The organism is Azospirillum sp. UENF 111221 (assembly GCF_058780625.1).
In genome coordinates this window covers 311,785-329,235 of the sequence record NZ_JBSNCH010000001.1, presented here as the reverse complement: position 1 = coordinate 329,235, position 17,451 = coordinate 311,785, and the positions used below count along the sequence as shown (strand labels likewise).

Annotated in this window: 18 protein-coding genes; 2 read left to right on the top strand and 16 right to left on the bottom strand. The window is 68.8% G+C overall.

The features are described 5' to 3' along the window. Positions 1–29 precede the first annotated feature (29 nt). From ACWPN3_RS01405 to ACWPN3_RS01375, 7 genes are all read right to left on the bottom strand, one after another. Positions 30–1,064 (bottom strand): M14 family metallopeptidase, encoded by a 1,035-nt coding sequence (locus ACWPN3_RS01405; RefSeq protein WP_109446958.1) that lies wholly within the window; start codon positions 1,062–1,064, stop codon positions 30–32. 76 nt (positions 1,065–1,140) lie between these two features. Beyond that, positions 1,141–1,485, bottom strand: coding sequence for a RidA family protein (locus ACWPN3_RS01400; protein ID WP_109046903.1), 345 nt, complete (start codon positions 1,483–1,485; stop codon positions 1,141–1,143). Between the two features lie 34 nt (positions 1,486–1,519). Continuing rightward, complete coding sequence (locus ACWPN3_RS01395; protein WP_109446955.1) at positions 1,520–2,323, bottom strand: transporter substrate-binding domain-containing protein; 804 nt, start codon at positions 2,321–2,323, stop codon at positions 1,520–1,522. An 81-nt stretch (positions 2,324–2,404) separates the two neighbouring features. Then, positions 2,405–3,133 (bottom strand): amino acid ABC transporter ATP-binding protein, encoded by a 729-nt coding sequence (locus tag ACWPN3_RS01390; RefSeq protein WP_109446953.1) that lies wholly within the window; start codon positions 3,131–3,133, stop codon positions 2,405–2,407. Then, positions 3,120–3,770, bottom strand: a complete 651-nt coding sequence (locus ACWPN3_RS01385; protein WP_109446951.1) for an amino acid ABC transporter permease — start codon at positions 3,768–3,770, stop codon at positions 3,120–3,122. Before ACWPN3_RS01385 ends, ACWPN3_RS01390 begins: the two co-directional genes overlap by 14 nt. A gap of 14 nt (positions 3,771–3,784) precedes the next feature. Further along, entirely contained in the window at positions 3,785–4,453 is a 669-nt protein-coding gene (locus ACWPN3_RS01380; RefSeq protein ID WP_109446949.1) for an amino acid ABC transporter permease, read from the bottom strand. Between the two features lie 21 nt (positions 4,454–4,474). After that, complete coding sequence (locus ACWPN3_RS01375) at positions 4,475–5,776, bottom strand: alanine racemase (RefSeq protein ID WP_492242219.1); 1,302 nt, start codon at positions 5,774–5,776, stop codon at positions 4,475–4,477. A 233-nt stretch (positions 5,777–6,009) separates the two neighbouring features. Here ACWPN3_RS01375 and ACWPN3_RS01370 point away from each other — a divergent pair, with 233 nt between their 5' ends. Beyond that, the gene (locus ACWPN3_RS01370) at positions 6,010–6,807 is read left to right on the top strand and encodes a phosphodiesterase (protein WP_109446945.1); all 798 of its coding nucleotides are present in this window, start codon (positions 6,010–6,012) and stop codon (positions 6,805–6,807) included. A 16-nt stretch (positions 6,808–6,823) separates the two neighbouring features. Here ACWPN3_RS01370 and ACWPN3_RS01365 read toward each other — a convergent pair whose 3' ends face one another. The 5 genes from ACWPN3_RS01365 to ACWPN3_RS01345 form a co-directional block, all read right to left on the bottom strand. Then, entirely contained in the window at positions 6,824–9,241 is a 2,418-nt protein-coding gene (locus tag ACWPN3_RS01365) for a PAS domain S-box protein (RefSeq protein WP_492242220.1), read from the bottom strand. 332 nt (positions 9,242–9,573) lie between these two features. Then, positions 9,574–9,816 (bottom strand): DUF4167 domain-containing protein, encoded by a 243-nt coding sequence (locus ACWPN3_RS01360; protein ID WP_098737411.1) that lies wholly within the window; start codon positions 9,814–9,816, stop codon positions 9,574–9,576. Positions 9,817–9,979: 163 nt separating this feature from the next. After that, positions 9,980–11,746, bottom strand: coding sequence for a nitric oxide reductase activation protein NorD (locus tag ACWPN3_RS01355; protein WP_492242222.1), 1,767 nt, complete (start codon positions 11,744–11,746; stop codon positions 9,980–9,982). Between the two features lie 41 nt (positions 11,747–11,787). Continuing rightward, entirely contained in the window at positions 11,788–12,318 is a 531-nt protein-coding gene (locus ACWPN3_RS01350) for a CbbQ/NirQ/NorQ domain-containing protein (RefSeq protein ID WP_492261128.1), read from the bottom strand. 354 nt (positions 12,319–12,672) lie between these two features. After that, entirely contained in the window at positions 12,673–13,518 is an 846-nt protein-coding gene (locus tag ACWPN3_RS01345) for an aliphatic amidase (RefSeq protein ID WP_492261014.1), read from the bottom strand. Between ACWPN3_RS01345 and ACWPN3_RS01340 the strand changes: the two genes are divergently transcribed. After that, the gene (locus tag ACWPN3_RS01340; RefSeq protein WP_492261013.1) at positions 13,517–13,747 is read left to right on the top strand and encodes a hypothetical protein; all 231 of its coding nucleotides are present in this window, start codon (positions 13,517–13,519) and stop codon (positions 13,745–13,747) included. The genes ACWPN3_RS01345 and ACWPN3_RS01340 overlap by 2 nt on opposite strands. 82 nt (positions 13,748–13,829) lie before the next feature. On the opposite strand, the gene urtE is transcribed toward ACWPN3_RS01340, so the two are convergent. The 4 genes from urtE to urtB all read right to left on the bottom strand — a co-directional run bounded on the left by urtE (position 13,830) and on the right by urtB (position 17,447). Beyond that, positions 13,830–14,522 carry an urea ABC transporter ATP-binding subunit UrtE gene (gene urtE, locus ACWPN3_RS01335; protein WP_492261012.1) on the bottom strand — a complete coding sequence of 231 codons (693 nt, stop codon included), beginning with the start codon at positions 14,520–14,522 and terminating at the stop codon, positions 13,830–13,832. After that, positions 14,515–15,264 (bottom strand): urea ABC transporter ATP-binding protein UrtD, encoded by a 750-nt coding sequence (gene urtD / locus ACWPN3_RS01330; RefSeq protein ID WP_109446932.1) that lies wholly within the window; start codon positions 15,262–15,264, stop codon positions 14,515–14,517. The genes urtE and urtD overlap by 8 nt, the downstream gene beginning before the upstream one ends. A 14-nt stretch (positions 15,265–15,278) precedes the next feature. Then, the gene (urtC, locus tag ACWPN3_RS01325) at positions 15,279–16,415 is read right to left on the bottom strand and encodes an urea ABC transporter permease subunit UrtC (RefSeq protein WP_109446930.1); all 1,137 of its coding nucleotides are present in this window, start codon (positions 16,413–16,415) and stop codon (positions 15,279–15,281) included. A gap of 162 nt (positions 16,416–16,577) precedes the next feature. Continuing rightward, the gene (urtB, locus tag ACWPN3_RS01320) at positions 16,578–17,447 is read right to left on the bottom strand and encodes an urea ABC transporter permease subunit UrtB (protein ID WP_109446928.1); all 870 of its coding nucleotides are present in this window, start codon (positions 17,445–17,447) and stop codon (positions 16,578–16,580) included. Positions 17,448–17,451 lie beyond the last annotated feature (4 nt).

Genomic DNA, 17,451 nt, shown 5'->3' with positions numbered 1-17,451 from the left:
TGGCCGCCTGTCCCTGCGATGCCGCCCGGTCAGGCCGCGCGCCCCAGGATGCCCGCCTCCTCCACCGGACGGGCCACCTGGATCAGGCAGTCGCCGGCCTCGCTGTCGCTGTGCAGGCGCCGCGAAATGACGATGCCCGCCTCCTCGAAGCGCAGTTCCTCCTCGGGCTGGTCGAGCCGCGTCAGGTCGTGGAACCAGCCGGCGAGATCGCCCGCGGCGACCCGCGCCCCGACATCGACCGCCGGCTCGAACCAGCCGCGCCGCAGCGCGTAGATCGCCTGCCGATGGCTGTCAAGCTGAAGCAGTTGCATCGGCGCCGGAACCGGTGCCGGAACCGAGAGAACCGGCGCGTCGGTCAACCCGACGGCGATCAGCAGATTGTCGATGGCGCGGGCGGTGTAGGCCATGGTCTCCGGCGTCACAGTGCCGCCGCCGCCGAACTCGCCGCTGATGCCGATGACGCCGGCCCGTGCGGCGGCGGCCATCGAGGTCGGCGCTGTCGCCCCGTTCTCCGCCACGAATCCGTAGGGCATGCCGAGCGCCCGCATCAGCTCCAGCGCGCGGCCGAGCCGGTCCGGCGTGCCCTGCCGTTCGATCAGGGCGCAGGGCAGGTGGGCCATCGAGGTGCCGCCGGAATGGATATCGAACACCACGTCGTGGCGCGGGAACAGCTCATGTTCGAGGAAATACGCCAGCCGGAAGGTGGGCGTGCCGGCGGGGTCGCCGGGGAAGGCGCGGTTGAGGTTGCCCTCGTCCAGCGGCGACCGGCGCCGCGCCGCCATCGCCGCCGGGGCGTTGGCGACCGGCAGGATCGTCACCTCGCCACGGATGCGCGCCGGATCGAGGCGGCGGAACAGCCGGCCCAGCAGCAGTTCGCCCTCATATTCGTCGCCGTGGTTGCCCGCCATCAGCAGCACGCGCGGACCCGTCCCGTTGCGCACGCGGCAGACCGGAACCTTCACCTGATAATAGGGGGAGCGGTCCACCGAGAACGGGATGCTGAGGAAATCCAGCGACTTGCCGTCGGCGGCGAAATCGAGCGCGTGGTAGAGGCCAGTGTGCATTCCAAAAACCTTCTGGCGGAGGGGCGCCTTGGCAGCGGTTGCCCGGCGCCCCTTCCGGTTCACCGAGGAAGCCCGCTTACAGGGCGGCGAGCGCCGTCATCTCGACGCGCAGGTCGGGGTCGGCCAGCCGCGCCTCGGTGCAGGCGCGGGCCGGCGGGTTGGCCGGGTCGATCCAGGCGTCATAGACTTCGTTCATGGCGTCGAAGTCGGTGATGTGCGGCAGGAAGACGTTGACGGCGACCAGCTTGGACTTGTCGCTGCCGGCCTCCTCCAGCAGGGCGTCGATCTTGGCCAGCACGTCGCGGGTCTGCTCGTGGATGGAGCCGGTGCGGTTGTTGGCGACCTGGCCCGCGATGTGGACCATGCCCTGGCAGACGACGGCCTGGCTCATGCGCGAACCGACCTGGAACCTGGTGATCATCGGAAAGAACCTCTCTTGGATGCCGAACGGCGGGTTACATCTGCGGAAGCGTCTGCTTTTCCTTGAACCACGTCATCTGCAGGGCGCCCAGCTTGCCGTTCAGGCGGTTGTAGAACAGGAAGGTGTTGATCCAGTTGACCAAATCCTGTTCGCCGTGGCGGACGGCGACATGGGCCGGCGACTGGCGGATCAGGAACTTCTGCTCGACCTCCTTGCCAGGATTGTCCTGCGCGACCTTCAGCGCGATGGCGCTGTTCTCGGCGAAGGTTTCGACCTGCCCGGCCAGATAGGCGGCGATGGCGCCGGGGGTGTCCTCGAAGCGCACCAGCTTGGCGCCGGGAGCGTTGTCGGTCAGCCAGATGTCGAGCGTCGAGCCCTTGGCGACGCCGATGCTGTGGCCCTTCAGACCCTCGGGATCGCTGGCGTTCGCCATCGACTTCGGCCCGTAGACGCCGAGATTGACCGCGGCGTAGGGCTGGGTGAAGGTCACCTGCTGGGCGCGCTCCGGCGTGGCCCCGGCGGCGGCGATCAGCACGTCGACCTTGTTGGCGAGCAGGCTGGGAATGCGGTTGGCGCCGGTCACCTGGACCAGATCCAGCTTCACGCCCATGTCGGCGGCCATCAGCTTGGCCAAGTCGATGTCGAGGCCGGCGGCCTCGCCCTTGGCGTCCTTGAAGCCCCAGGGGGCGGCGTCCATCAGAACGCCGACGCGCAGCTTGCCGGCCGACAGCACGTTCTGCAGGGCATCGGCCTTGGCGGCGGACGGCAGGGCGGCGGCGGAGAGCGCGACGGTGGCGCAGACCGCCACGGCGGCGGCGAGGGTCCGGAAGAGTCTCACGACATTGCTCCTCTGTTCTGGTGGTTGTCCGGTCCTCGGCAGGGAACCGGTGGTTGGTTCGGCGAATGGCACGGCAGCGCCTCAGCGGACGGAGGCGATGAAGCTCTGCAATTCGGGTGTGCGGGGGTTGGCGAAGAGTTCGGCCGGCGGCCCCTCTTCCCAGACGCGGCCCTGGTGCATGAAGACGATCTTGGAGGCGACGTTGCGGGCGAAGCCCATCTCGTGGGTGACCAGCACCATGGTCATGCCCTGGCGTGCCATGTCCTCCATCACCTTCAGCACCTCGCCGACCAGTTCGGGGTCGAGCGCCGAGGTCACCTCGTCGAACAGCATCAGGTGCGGCTTCATGGCGAGGCAGCGGGCGATGGCGACGCGCTGCTGCTGCCCGCCGGACAGCTGGGCCGGAAAGGCGTCGATCTTGTCGGCCAGCCCGACCCGCTCCAGCACGTCCAGCGCCAGCGCCCGGCCGTCGGCCTTGGCGATCCGCTTGTTGAGGACCGGCGCCAGCGTGATGTTGCGCTCCACCGTCATGTGGGGGAACAGGTTGAAGGCCTGGAAGACGATGCCGACGCGCTGGCGGAAGTCGCGCAGGTTCGGCATGTCGGTGCGCACCGGCTGGCCTTCCACCGTGATCTCGCCGCCGTCGATGCGCTCCAGCGCGTTGATGCAGCGCAGCAGGGTCGATTTGCCGGAGCCCGACTTGCCGATGATGGTGACGATCTCGCCTTCCTTGATGTCGAGCGACACCCCCTTGAGCACCTGGGTCGACCCATAGCTCTTGGTAACGTTTCGGATGTCAACGAGCGCCATTGAGACGGACCTCCAGGGAACGGGCCCACAGGGTGAGCGGCAGGCAGGCGGCGAAATAGATCGCCGCGACGATCGAGTAGACCAGCAGGGGCTGGAAGGTGGCGGCGCTGACCAGCTGGCCGGCACGGGCAAGCTCGACGAAGCCGACGATGGAGGCCAGCGAGGTGCCCTTGATCAGCTGGACGAGGAAGCCGACGGTCGGCGGCAGCGCCATGCGGAAGGCCTGCGGCGCGATGACGTAGCGGAACTGGTGCCAGGTCGACAGGCCGAGACAGGCGGCGGCCTCCCACTGCTCGTGCTTCACCGCCTCGATGCCGCCGCGCCAGATCTCGCCGAGGAAGGAGGCGGTGTATACGGTCATGGCGATGCCGACGGCGACCAGCGGCGGCATCTCGATGCCGAGGAAGACCGGCATGCCGAAATAGAAGAACATCAGCAGGCCGAGCAGCGGCACGCCCTGCACCAGTTGCAGGAAGGCGGTGGCGGTCCAGCGCAGCGCGCGGCTGGCACTGGTCCGCATCAGGGCGAGCGCCAGCGCCAGCGGCGCGCCGAAACCGAGTGCGATGAGGACGAGGACGGCCGTCCATTGCAGGGCGCTGAGCAGCGACAGCAGGTCGCCGAGGGAGAAGGAACGCATGGCCGGTGTCTCCGTCAGCGCCGAACCGGCCAGCGGAAGGCGAGGTGCCCCACCGCGGCGAACAGCAGTTTGAAGGTCATCACCAGGGCGAAGTAGATGCCGCAGATCACGGCATAAACCTCGAAGCTGCGGTAGGTGCGCGTCTCGATGAAGCCGCCGGTGTGGAACAGCTCCTCCGCCGAGATCTGCGAGGCCAGCGAGGTGCCGAGCAGCAGCAGGACGAACTGGCTGGTGAAGGCGGGATAGACGCTGCGCAGGGCGGGCGGCAGCACGATGTACCGGAACACCTGCCAGCGCGAGAGCCCCAGGCACTGGCCCGCTTCCACCTGGCTGCCGGGGATGGCATCGAGCCCGGCACGGACGATCTCGGTGCAGTAGGCGCCGAAATAGAGACCGAGCGCGATGGACGCCGCCTCGAAGGCCCCCATCCGCAGGCCGAAGCCCGGCAGCACGAAGAAGACCACGAACAGCTGGATCAGCGACGGCGTGTTGCGGATCAGCTCGACATAGCCGCGGATCGCCCAGCGCACCGGACGCGGCCCGCTGCGCACCGCCGCCGCCGCGGCGACACCGATGGCGGTGCCGAGGACCGCGGCCACCAGGGTCAGCAGCAGCGTGTGCAGCGTGCCGTCGATCAGCTGGTCCTGATAGCGCCAGAGCTGCTGGAAATTCAATGTCTGCATGGGGAATCTGGCCGTCTCGGGTCAGCCGAAGAAGGTGCGGTAGGCACGGCACACCCGCCCGTCGGCATCGAGGCCGAACAGCACCCGCCAGCGGTCGATGCAGGTGCAGGGGTGGGAGATGCCGAACTCGACGATGTCGCCGACTGCCAGATCGTGACCGGCAAGATCGGTGCCGGCCGGCACGGCGACGAAGGCGTGCTGGTCGTTCAGCCGCGTCACCCGCAGCCCGTCCGCCGGCAGCGCCACGCCGTCGCGGTGGATGCGCAGCGGGCGGGGCAAATCCTGGTCGAAGGAGGAATCGCGCATGCCGAAGCCGCAGATCGCCAGCCCCGGCTCCGGCCGGGTCAGCACCTCCGCCCACAGGCGCAGGGCCGGGCGGAAATCGGCGGCCGTCGCCCCGCCGCAGGCGAAACCCTGCCGGGCGTCCAGCGCGCCGAGCGCGCGTTCGTAGGTGCCGTGGTCGTGGAAGAAGATGGCACCGCTGCGCAGCACCAGCGTGGCGTTGCCGTCGGCTTTCGCAACCGGCGCCAGGGCGGCGACCACCATGTCGAAGAAGGCCGATCCGCCGGCGGTGAGCAGCAGCGGCCGCTCCGGCGCCAGCGCGCGCACCAGGGCGAAGGCCTCCGCCGTCCGCTCCATCAGGGCGGCGATGTTGGCGGCGGTCTGGGCCGGATCGGAGGTCGCGACAGCCCCCTCATAGGTGGCGACGCCGTCGAGAACCAGCAGGCCGGGATGCAGCAGCACCGCGGTGAGGATCGCGTCCACCGCCGTGCGGTCGCGGGCGCCGCCGCGGCCGGCGCCGACTTCGACCAGGACGGCCAGCGGACGGCTGGCGGCTTTGGCGGCGGCGGCAAGCGTCTCAACCGCCGCCGGGGAGTCGGCGAAGGCGCGCAGGTCGGCGTCGGGGTGGGCGGCGAGCAGAGCGCCCAGCCGTCTGCCGCTGGCGATGCCGCCGATCTCGTTGCCGAGGATCAGCCGGGTCACGCCGGCGCGCAGCAGCACGGCGGCCTGCTGCAGATTGGCGACGGTGGCGCCCCAGGCCCCGGCCTCCACCAGTCCCGACGCGATCTGCGGCGCCATCGGCGTCTTGGCATGCGGGGCGAGTGCCACACCGTGCTGTCGCGCATAGGCAAGGATCAGGTCGCGGTTGGCGGCAAACGCGTCCTCGTCGAGCGTCAGGACCGGCAGCGCCATGTCGCCGGCAGCCGGCCGCCAGTTCTGGGCGCCGACATCGCGCAGCTGCAGCGGCGCCGTCCCCGGCGGCACCCCGCGGATGGTGTCGTCCAAACCGCTGTCGAGCAGCGCATCGAGAAACAGGCTCATGGGCGGCAATCCTGATCAGCCAGATGAGGACGAAGCGTCGAACGTCCGATGACAACGTTATCATAGCGCCGCATGGATGCAATGACAACGTTGTCATCATGCATTCGGAAAGAATCTGGCTTTGTGTCCGGCGGGATAACCGTGACGGGCCCTACCGCGAAGCCGGCTCATCGGCTTTTGAAAACGGTCCCGACCCTCTAGGCTGACCGAAACCACGACCGGGGACCGCCGCCTTGCTGATCGCCCATCTGTCCGATCCCCACATCCGCCCGCGGGGCGAGCTGTACCAGGGGCTGGTCGACTCGAACGCGATGTTCGACGCCGCAGTTCGTCAGCTGAACGCGCTCGATCCGGCACCCGACCTCGTGATCGTCACCGGCGACATCGTCGACCGCGGCACCGCGGCCGAGTACGGGCAGGCGCGCGCCGCACTGCGGTCCATTCGCCAGCCGGTCCTGCTGCTGCCGGGCAATCACGATGACCGGGACGCGTTCCGGACGGCCTTCGCGGATCACTCATACCTGCCGGCAACGGGGCCTCTCCACTTCGCTGTGGGCGACAAAGGGCCGCTGCGCATCCTCGGCCTCGATGTGACCGTTCCCCGCGAGCATCATGGGGAGGCAAGCGAGGAGGCCTGCGCCTGGCTCGCAGCGCGCCTGTCGGAGGAGCCGGAGCGGCCGACGCTCGTCATGCTGCATCAGCCGCCCCTTGAAAGCGGCATCGCCTGCATCGACGCGTACAATTGCCGGAACGGCATGGGTCTGGCGGCGGTGCTGGCCGCCCATCCCCAGGTCGAGCGGCTTCTGTGCGGGCATGTCCACCGCTTCATGCTGGCCCGCTTTGCCGGGACGGTGCTGGTCACGGCCCCCAGCACGACGACGGCCATCGCGTTGCGGCTCGCACCGGATGCCGAGCCGGCCTCCTACGTCGAGCCGCCGGCCTTCCTGCTTCACCGCTGGCAGGAGGGCGCGGGGCTGGTCACACACCTCGTGCCCGTCGGCAACTTTCCCGGCCCCCTGCCGTTCTTTTGAAAATAGGCGGCTTGCTCTAAAGTTTAGCGTTCCGGTCGATCTCCTGGCGCAGGGTCAGCGCCAGATCCTCGATCCGGTAGGGCTTCGACAGCACCGGGAAGCCTTTCAACCCGGCCCGGTCCTCGCTGTAGCCGGTGGTCAGAACCACCGCCAGCCGGGGCAGCAGGGCCCGCGCCGCCGCCGCCAGGGCCGGGCCGTCGATCTCGCCCGGCATCACCACGTCGCTGAACAGCAGGTCCGGCCTTTCCCCGTCCCGCAACAGGCGCAACGCCTCTTCCCCGTTCGCGGCGCGGCTGACCCGATACCCCATTTCCTCCAGCGCCGCGACGATCACCAGCGCCACCACCGGGTCGTCTTCGACCAGCAGCACGCTGGCGCCGCCGCCATCGACCACGGGCCGCTGGGCATCGACCGCCACCGCGGGCATCGTCTCGGCACGCGGCAGCAGCAGCGTCACGACGGTGCCCTGCCCCTCCGCGCTGTCGACGGTCGCGATCCCGCCGGATTGCCGGCAGAAGCCGTAGACCTGCGCCAGCCCCAGCCCGGTGCCCTGGCCCACCGCCTTGGTGGTGAAGAAGGGTTCGAAGATCCGCTCCAGCGTTGCCGGCGCCATGCCATGGCCGCTGTCCCGCACCCAGATCCGCAGGAAGGAGCCGTACAGGCCATGCTCGCCGCACTGCTCGACGTTGCCGGCACCGATCAGCAGATGGCCGGCTCCGGCGATGGCATCGCGGGCGTTGGTGGCGAGGTTCAGGATCGCCAGTTCGAACTGCACCGGGTCGGCCATCGCCGGCCACAAGCCGGCTTCCAGATCGAACTCCAGCCGGATGTCCGCGCGCAGCGCCCGGTCGAGGAAACTGCGCATCCCCAGCAGGCGGTCGCGGACGTCGAAGGCTTCGGGTTCGAGGTTCTGGCGGCGCGAGAAGGCCATCAGCTGCCGGATCATGCTGGCGCCGCGGTCCACCGCCTGATGGCCGGACTCAAGGACCTTCTGTACCCCGGCGACATGGCCGGCGCGCCGCCCGACCAGTTGAAGGCAGCCCGACATCGCCTGGAGCAGATTGTTGAAGTCGTGCGCCATGCCGCCGGTCAGCTGGCCGACCGCCTCCATCTTCTGCGATTGCCGCAGCGTCTCCTCGGCCTGCATCAGCTCGGCCGTGCGCTCGGCGACGCGCTGTTCCAGGGTGTCGTTGAGGGCGCGCAGCTCCGCAATCGCCCGGTCGCGCTCCGCTATGATCGTGCGCCGCTCCTCGACATCGATGAGCACGCCGGGAAAGCCCAGCGGCGTCCCGTCGGCGCCGTGATCGACGCGCCCGTTGGCCTCGATCCAGTAATAGCGTCCGTCATGCCGGCGGACGCGGTACTGGTGGGCATAGCGGCCACCCCGCGCAACCGCTTCGCCGACCGCCTTGGCCAGACCGGCCCGGTCGTCCGGATGCACGGTCTCGACCATCTGCGCCAGGCTGATGCCCTCGCGCCCGAGCGCCGGATCGACCCCGAAGGCCTTGGCGAACGCCTCGTCGATGGTGAAGCGGTCGGTCGCGATGTCCCAGAACCAGGTGCCGATGATCGCGCCGGCCGACAGGGCCAGCTGGACCCGTTCGGCATCGGTGCGGGCGGTCTCCAGGGCGCGCTTGCGATGGTCGATGTCTTCCAGCATCGCGATGGCGCCGGTGACCTGTCCGGCGCCGTCCGTCAGCGGCACGCTGCTGACGGCGAACCAGCGCTCGGTTCCATCCGTCTTTCGGTGGAGGAATTCGATGCCGGGAGAGACCAATTCGCCGCGCAGGGAGCGTGCGGCGGGATAACGGCTGGGCGGAAGGCGCTCCCCGTTGGCGTCGAAGCTGCGCCAGCGGTCGGCCTCCTCCTGCTTCGTCATTCTGGAGGGGATGGGTTGATCGGGCAGGAGTTCGCGATAGAGCGGGCTGGACAGCAGCGCCCGCCCATCGGCGTCGAACAGGCACACCGCGACCGGAAGATGCTGAATGAGGGTGGAGAACCGGTTGCCGGCTTCGGTGCGGGCGGCCACCTCCTGCTCCAGCGCCACGTTGCGCGCCCGCAGTTCCGCCTCGACGGCGTCGCGCTGCCTGGCCGCCATGACCCCTGCCGTCGTTTCCGTCGCGATGTCGAGCATGCCGACGACCCGTCCGCGATCGCGCAGCGGGCTGTAGGCGAAGGTCCACCATGTGTCCTCCTCGCTGCCGTTGCGGGTCATCACGAGGTGCATGTCGGTGACGCTGACCGACTGGCCCTCCAGCACACGCGCGATGAGCGGGCCGATCGTGTCCCACACCTCGGACCAGACGACGGCAATCGGCTGCCCCAGCGCCGCCGGGTGGCGCTTGCCCAGGAAGGGAACATAGGCGGCGTTGTAGAGCAGCGTCTGTTCCGGTCCCCAGGTCGCGCACATGGCGAAGGGGGATCCGAGCATCATGGTGAAGATCGCCTCGAGGGCGGGACTCCAGCTCTCACGCGGTCCGAGCGGGGTTGCGCTCCAATCGCACGCCTCGAGGTCCGGCAAATGGGTGCTCATGCGGTCGCTGACCCTCTGCCCTGCCTGCGCGTCCGGCTCTCAGCCGGCAGTCGTCCGGCAACGGCTCGGCGTTCGGAACCGGGTGGGGCTGGAGCAGTCTTCCGCTGAGGCATGCCCGTTTATAGACGGTGGGACTGTCCCGGACAAGGTCGGCTCACGCTGCGGGGAAGACGGCGGCGACCGCCTCTGCCTGGTGGAAACGTCAATTCGCTCGCCTTGGCGACAGGCTGCTTTCAATCCTGGCCGCGTGAGACGCGAAACCAATGCTCGGCATACTGCCGGCAAAGCTCCGCTTCCACACTGTCGCCCGTGCGTTCGGCATCGGTGGCGCGGGCGAGCCACTGGGTCTGTTTTTGCAGCGCCGATCCGTTCACACGGGCGGGCGCCGGCCGGACCCCGGTCGATGCGCCGGTGTTGGAGCGGGACTTGCTGAAGTTCGGTCGCGGCACTGGTACGCGGGGCCTGGAGGGTGGCATGGGTCTTACGGACTTCCTTGAGGGGACAGGGAGGGGCATCCTCCGATCCGGCGGAGTCTACGCTGCCCATCGCCGCGATGCGCGAAAATTCTGTGGCGTCTCGGCAATGACGACATCCGCCGTCACGCCGTTCGGCCCGGTTCCGCCGGCCCGGCCGAACCCATCACGTCGACAGGCGCAGATAGAAGGTCGGCAGCACCTCCGGCAGCTTGTCGGCGCGGTCGATCACCATGACGTTGCGGGCCCCGAACATCCGGGTCAGGTAGTCGCGGCCCTGGGGGTCGAGCCCGATCACGAAGCAGTCGATCCCCCGCGCCGCCAGCCCCAGCACGGCGCGACGGGCGTCGTCCAGCAGATAGCGGCGGTCGGCGACGTCGATGTCCGACGGCTCGCCGTCGGTCACCACCAGCAGCAGGCGGCGATGGGTCGCCTGCCGTTCCAGCAGCCGCCCGGCATGGCGCAGCGCGGTGCCGAGCCGGGTGGACAGACCGGCCTTCAATCCGGCCAGCCGCCCCCTGGCCGCGTCGTCGTAGGGCTGGTGGAACGCCTTGATCCGGTAATAGCTGACGTCCTGCCGCCCGTTGGAGCGGAAGGCATGGATGGCGAAGGGATCGCCCAGCCCGTCCAGCGCCTGGGCGAACAGGGTCGCGGCCTCCCGCTCCACCGACAGCACGCTGCGCCCGCCCCCGGCAACCGGATCGCCGGTCGAGGCGGACACGTCGAGCAGCAGCAGGACCGACAGGTCGCGGTTGCGGCGGACCAGCACCTCATGCACCCGCGGATCGGGAGCCTCGCCGCGGCGGTGGCTGACCATCGCGTCGATGCAGGCGTCCAGATCCATGCGGTCGCCCTCCGGCTGGCGGCGCAGCCGCACCGGACGGCTGACCTTGGCCGAGCGGACCAGCGCGGTCAGCCGGTCGGCGGTCGCCTGATGGCGTTCGACGATGCGGGCGATGGCGGCGGGGTCGCCGGGTTCGCTCCGCCGTTCGTTCAGCACCACCCAGTCGGGACGGTCGATGCCGACGCGGTAGTCCCATTCCGGGTAACGTACCGGCGGGGCGGTGATCTCCTCCTCCCCCACCGCGCGGGCGGGGACATCGGCGGCGGACAGCCGCGCCGGGGTGGCGCCCTCCCCGACCTGATCGTCGGGGCGGCCGCGGTCGCGCTCCTCCTGCTCGGTGCGGAAGGCCTCGAACACCGTCTCGGCGTCGCTGGGCGGGGTGGGCGGCGCCTCGCCATGGTCCCACAGGCCGATGTTGTCGTCGCGGTAGGCCGGCTCGACGACATGATCCTTGGAATTGAACTGCACCCGCATCTGGCCGAGATCGTTGCCGAGCAGCCCGCCGATCCGGCGGCTGAGCGCCGGGCTGTGCCAGTCGGACTCCGCCGCGAAGAACAGCCGCCTGCCCTTGGCGACCCAGGCGTCGTCGTCGCGGTAGTCAGGGTCGATCAGCGCGCGGGCCAGCCGCGCCATCAGGGCGGGGGCCGTGCCGGCGCCGTCCGGCTCGGCGACGTGGAAGGGCCGCCAGACCCGCAGCAGTCCGGGATGCTCGCGCATCGCCAGCTGCTCGACGCGGGCATCCTCGATCAGCGAGACGAGCGCCAGCTGCAACGGCTTCAGCCCGGCGGCGGGAAAGCGCGGGCCGGTGAAGCGCAGATGCGCCCCGGCATGGACCAGGGCGGCGCGAAACAACGCGCCGGAGCGGTGGCCATCGACGCCGCGGAAGGTGCCGGGCATCCAGATCAGCCCGTCCGACAGGCTGACCCGCCGCGGCGGGTTGCCGGCGGCATCCGGCTTGGCATGGCGGATCGGCACCCGCAACCGCCACAGCGCGACCAGATAGGCGACCAGCCGGCGCTCAACGGAGGAAAAGGCGGTGTCGGCGGGAAACTGGTCCGCGGGAAATTGACGCGACTGGTCGTCGGGCATCTGGTCTCCGGTCTTGGTCTCTCTCTCCAACGAGGGACGTCTCAGGCAATCGCCGCCGACACGGCGGCGGAGAAGGCGTCCCGCACGTCGGCGTCGTCGGTGATCGGCAGCACCAGCGCGATCCGGCAGGCGGTCTCCAGCGCGATCCCCTGCGCGACCAGCCGGCCGGCATGGATCAACATGCGGGTGGACACCCCTTCCTGAAGCCCATGGCCCTTCAGGTTGCGCGAGCTTGCGGCGATGCGGACCAGCAGCTCCGCGGTACCGGCGGCGACACCCGATTCATGGGCGACGATCTCCGCCTCCACCGTGGCGTCGGGGTAGCCGAACTCGATGGCGGCGAAGCGCTGCTTGGTCAATTCCTTCAGATCCTTCAGGACGCTCTGGTAGCCGGGGTTGTAGGAGATCACCAGTTGGAAGTCCGGATGGGCCTGGACCAGCTCGTTGCGCTTCTCCAGCGGCAGGATCCGGCGGGCGTCGGTCAGCGGGTGGATGACGACGGTGGTGTCCTGGCGGGCCTCGACGATCTCGTCGAGATAGCAGATGGCGCCATGGCGTACCGCCTGGGTCAGCGGCCCGTCGTGCCAGACCGTGCCGCCGGGATCGAGCAGGAAGCGCCCGACCAGAATCCGACGCGGTCATGTCCTCGTGGCAGGCCACCGTCACCAGCGGCCGGCCGAGCCGCCATGCCATATGCTCGATGAAGCGGGTCTTGCCGCAGCCGGTGGGGCCCTTCAGCATCATCGGCATGCGCGCCGCATAGGCGGCCTCGAACAGTGCCACCTCCCCGGCGACCGGCCGGTAATAGGGCTCCTCCGGAATCCGGTGTGCATCCAGCGCCATCGGCACGTCTCCTCATGATTGGTCCCGCTTCGGAGAGAGGCGGCGGGCGTCTCCCGACACCCGCCGCGACCCAGCCCGACCCCTCAACGATGCAGGGCGGTTTCCAGGTTGGGGATGCCGTCGATTGGGCATTCCTCGGTGCCGACGGTGCCGCGGGTCATCGCCTCGACCCGCGCGCGGGTGCCTTCCGGATCGTTGATCCAGTCATGGTAGAAGCTGTAGGCGCAGGCCGCCTCGCCCTTGGAATCCTCGCCGGAGTTGATCTTGCCGGTGTAGCCGCGGTGGACCAGCTTGAAGAGGTGGTTCTGCGACTGCATGTTCTTGCGCGCGTCGCGGATCAGCGAGGTGGAGAGCTGGGCGTACTGGATGCCGTTCTCCTCGGTGCCGCACTCGCCCAGCGTCCGGCCGTCGAAGCCGATGATGGCGGAATGGCCGAAGTAGGAATAGACCCCGTCGAAGCCGGCGGCGTTCGCCACCGCGACATAGGTGTTGTTGGCCCAGGCCATCGCCTTGGACATGATGACCTGCTGCTCCTTGGCCGGATACATGTAGCCCTGGCAGCGGACGATCAGCTCCGCACCCTTCATGGCGCAGTCGCGCCGAATCTCCGGATAGTTGCCGTCGTCGCAGATGATCAGGCTGATCTTCAGCCCCTTTGGCCCGTCGGTGACGAAGGTGCAGTTGCCGGGATACCAGCCTTCGATGGGAACCCACGGCATGATCTTGCGGTATTTCTGGACGATCTCGCCCTTGTCGTTCATCAGGATCAGCGTGTTGTAGGGCGCCTTGTGCGGATGCTCCTCATGCCGCTCGCCGGTCAGGGAGAAAACGCCCCAGACCTTCGCCTTGCGGCAGGCGTCGGCGAAGATCTGGGTCTCGTCGCCGGGGATGGCCGAGGCCGTTTCGTACATCTCCTTGGAATCGTACATGATCCCGTGGGTCGAATATTCCGGGAAGATCACCAGAATCCATGCCGGGCAGGCCGACCTTCATGCCCTGGACCATCTCCGCGATCTTGCGGGCATTGTCGAGAACTTCGGCCTTGGTGTGCAGGCGCGGCATCTTGTAGTTCACGACCGCGACGCCGACGGTGTCCTTGCTGCTGGAAATATCGCCGTGCAACATGGTGCATTCCCTTTCTGGTCTGTGGATCGATAAGGAAGGGGCGTCCCGTCCCGGCGCGAGGCTGGACGGCGAACCCGTGTTTCGGGGGTGGCGGGAGTGGGACCGGAACTGCGGCCTAGACCGCCATGTGCCGGTGCACCAGATCGTCGGTCAGGCTTTCCGTCGGCCCGTGGGCGGCGACCCGCCCCTTGTCGAGCATCAGGAAGAGGTCGGAGGCCTGCCGCGCGAACCTCACATTCTGTTCGACCAGCACGACGGTGATGCCGTGCTGGCGGTTCAGGGTCATGATGACGTTTTGGATCTGCTCGACGATGTTGGGCTGGATGCCCTCGGTCGGCTCGTCCAGCAGCAGGATCTGCGGCTTCGCCGCCAGCGACCGCGCGATCGCCAGCTGCTGCTGGCCGCCGGACAGGTCGCCGCCCTTCCGGTTCAGGTTGTCGCGCAGATAGGGGAACATCTCGAACACCAGCGGCGGGATCTCGCGCTTGCCGTCCGGTCGGGCGAAGCTGCCCATCAGGATGTTCTCGCGGATGGTGAATTTGCCGACGATGCCGCGCCCCTGCGGGACATAGCCGATGCCGAGACCGGCGCGGCGGTGGGTCGGCTCACCCCGGATGTCGCTGCCGCCCAGCCCGATCCGGCCGGTGACCCGGTCGGTCAGCCCCATGACGGTCCGCATCAGCGTGGTCTTCCCCACCCCGTTGCGGCCCAGCACGCTGAGCAGGCTGCCCCTGGGCACCGCGAAGCTGACATTCTGCAACACCGGGCTGCTGCCGTAGAAGGAATAGACGTCGGTCATGTCAAGCATGGGAGATGCCCCCGCTTCCAAGATAGGCCTCGCGCACCTTGGGATCCTCCTCCACCTGCCGGATCGATCCTTCGGACAGGCGCTTGCCCTGGTGCAGCACGGTGATGGTCTCGGCGATCTCGCGCACGAAGCCCATGTCGTGCTCGACCACGATCAGCGTGTGCCGGCCGCGCAGCCGCTGGAAGATGCGCGAGGTCTTGCCGGTCTCCTGGATGGTCATGCCGGCGGTCGGCTCGTCCATCAGGATCAGGGCGCTGTCCTGGACCAGCAGCATGGCGATCTCCAGCCATTGCGTCTGGCCGTGCGACAGGAAGGCGGCCCGGGTGTCCAACTCGTCGGCCAGCTCGACGATCTCCAGCACCTCGGCGATGCGCCGGTCGAGGCGGATGCCGGGGAACAGGCGGATCGTCCGCGCCGGGCCGGGATGCCGGGAGTGCGCGACCTCCAGATTTTCGCGCACCGTCAGTTCCCTGAACACGCTGGGCACCTGGAACTTGCGGCCCACCCCATGGCGGGCGCGCCGGTATTCCGGCGCACTGGTGATGTCCTGCCCGTCGAGCAGGATGCGCCCGCCGGTCGGCTGGGTCCGGCCGCAGATCAGGTCCAGCGTGGTGGACTTGCCGGCCCCGTTGGCGCCCAGCAGGCAGCGCAGCTCGCCGCGCTCGACCGCCAGATCCAGGCCGTTGACCGCCTTGAAGCCGTCGAAGCTGACTTCCAGCCCGTGGAGTTCGAGATAGGCCATGAGGATCGTCTCCTTCAACTCGGCGTGCGGCCGGCACGCGGCGCCTCGGAAAGGGCGGCAAGGGCGGTGTCCGGCGTCTGCCGCGCTGGGCGGGTCAGGCGGTCGGCCAGGATGCCGATCAGGCTCGACAGGCCGTTGGGCAGGAAGACCACGACCAGGATGAACATGCCGCCGAGGATCAGCTGCCAGGTGTCGAGGAAACTCTCGGACAGGCTGCCCTGCATGAAGTTGACCAGAATGGCGCCGATGGCGGCCCCCAAGAGCGAGCCGCGCCCGCCGACCGCCGCCCAGATCACCATCGACAGGCTGAGCGGCACCCCCATGAAGGTGGGCGAGGCGAATTCCAGCACCATGGCGTAGAGCATGCCCGCCAGCCCGGCCATGCCGGCCGACACCGCGAAGGCGAGCGACTGGTAGGCGGCGACGTCGTAGCCGAAGAAGCGCACCCGGTCGGCGTCGTTGCGGATCGCCTGGAGGATCAGCCCGGCCTTGCTGCGGGTGAAGGCGAGGCCGAGCAGCAGGCACAGCGACAGCGCCCCGGCGGACAGATAGTAGAAGGCCGGGCTGTAGGGATCGAAGGTGACGCTGCCGGCCTCCAGCCACGCCAGATCGGTGATGCCGTTGAAGCCGCCGGTGTAGGCCTGCTGGTCGATGAACAGCAGATTGACCACCGCCAGCATGGCGAGCGTGATGATGGCGACATAGACCCCGGCGATCCGCGCCCGGAACATGAAGGAGCCCAGCAGCAGCGCCACCACCACCGGCGCCAGGATGCCGGCCGCCACCGCGAACAGGCTGGAATGGAAGGGCTGCCAGAACCAGGGCAGGTGGTCGAGGTTGTTCCACACCATGAAGTCCGGCAGCCCGGCCGACCCGGTGTGGACCGGGCTGGTCTTCAGCTTCAGATGCATGGCGATGGCATAGGCGCCGATGCCGAAGCTGACCCCCTGCCCCAGGTTGAGGATGCCGGCATAGCCCCAGCTCAAGGCCAGCGCGGCGGCGGCCAGGCCGAGCGCCAGATAGCGGGCGAACTTGTTCAGGAGGAAGGCGTCGGTGACGAAACTGGGAACCGCCAGGATGACGGCGCAGAACAGCAGATAGGCGGCGAGCTGGGCGTAGGGCTTGCTGCGCGACAGGGTCGATTTCGACATGAGCGGGCTCCGGACGACGGGACCGACCGGGGAACCGGCCCGGCTTTGAAGATCGGGTTGGCGGAGATTTGGCTGGCTGGGAGTTGATTGACCGAGGGTGGCGGGCCGGTCGTGGGGGAGGTCGTCGGGGAACGGGAGGATGGTCATCGCCTTCGGCCCCCCTCACCGGCGCCGCTGGTCGACGAACAGGCCCTGCGGACGGAAGCGGACCAGCACCACCACCGCCAGGAAGACCAGCGCCTTTGCCAGCGTGTCGTTCAGCAGGAAGGCGATGCCGGCGGTGCCGCTGCCGAGCAGGCCGGAACTGACCACCGTGCCGATCAGGCTGCCCACCCCGCCGACCACCACCACCATGAAGGCATCGACCACGAAGTTGGTGCCCATGTCCGGCGCCACGCTCTTGATCGGCGCCACCAGCGCCCCGGCCAGCCCGGCGAGGCCGGAACCGAAGGCGAAGGTCAGGCTGTAGATCCTGGCGCTGTTGATGCCGTAGCAGCTGGCCATCTCGCGGTTCTGGGTGACGGCGCGCAGCTTCATGCCGAACTCGGTGCGCTGGATGACGAACCAGGTCAGCGCCAGCAGGGCGGCGGTCAGTGCCAGGATGAACAGGCGGTAGCTGGGGATGCCGACCCCGGCAATGTCGATGCTGCCGGACAGGAACTCCGGCGTCTGGACATAGCGCAGCTCGGCCCCGGCGGACAGGCGCACCGCCTGTTGCAGCATGATGCCGATGCCCCAGGTCGCCAGGATGGTGTCGAGCGGCCGGTGGTAGAGGAAGCGGACCACCGTGCTCTCGACCACCCAGCCGGCCGCCGCCACCATGAAGAACACCAGCAGCAGGCAGGGGATCAGCGGCAGGCCGAACTGCGACTGGAGGAACCAGGTGCCGTAGGCGCCCAGCATGACGAACTCGCCATGGGCGAGGTTGATCACCCCCATCGCGCCGTAGATGATCGCAAGCCCGAGCGCCACCAGCAGCAGGATCGACGCGATGCTGAGCCCGGTGAAGAGTTGACCGAAGAAAATATCCATAAGC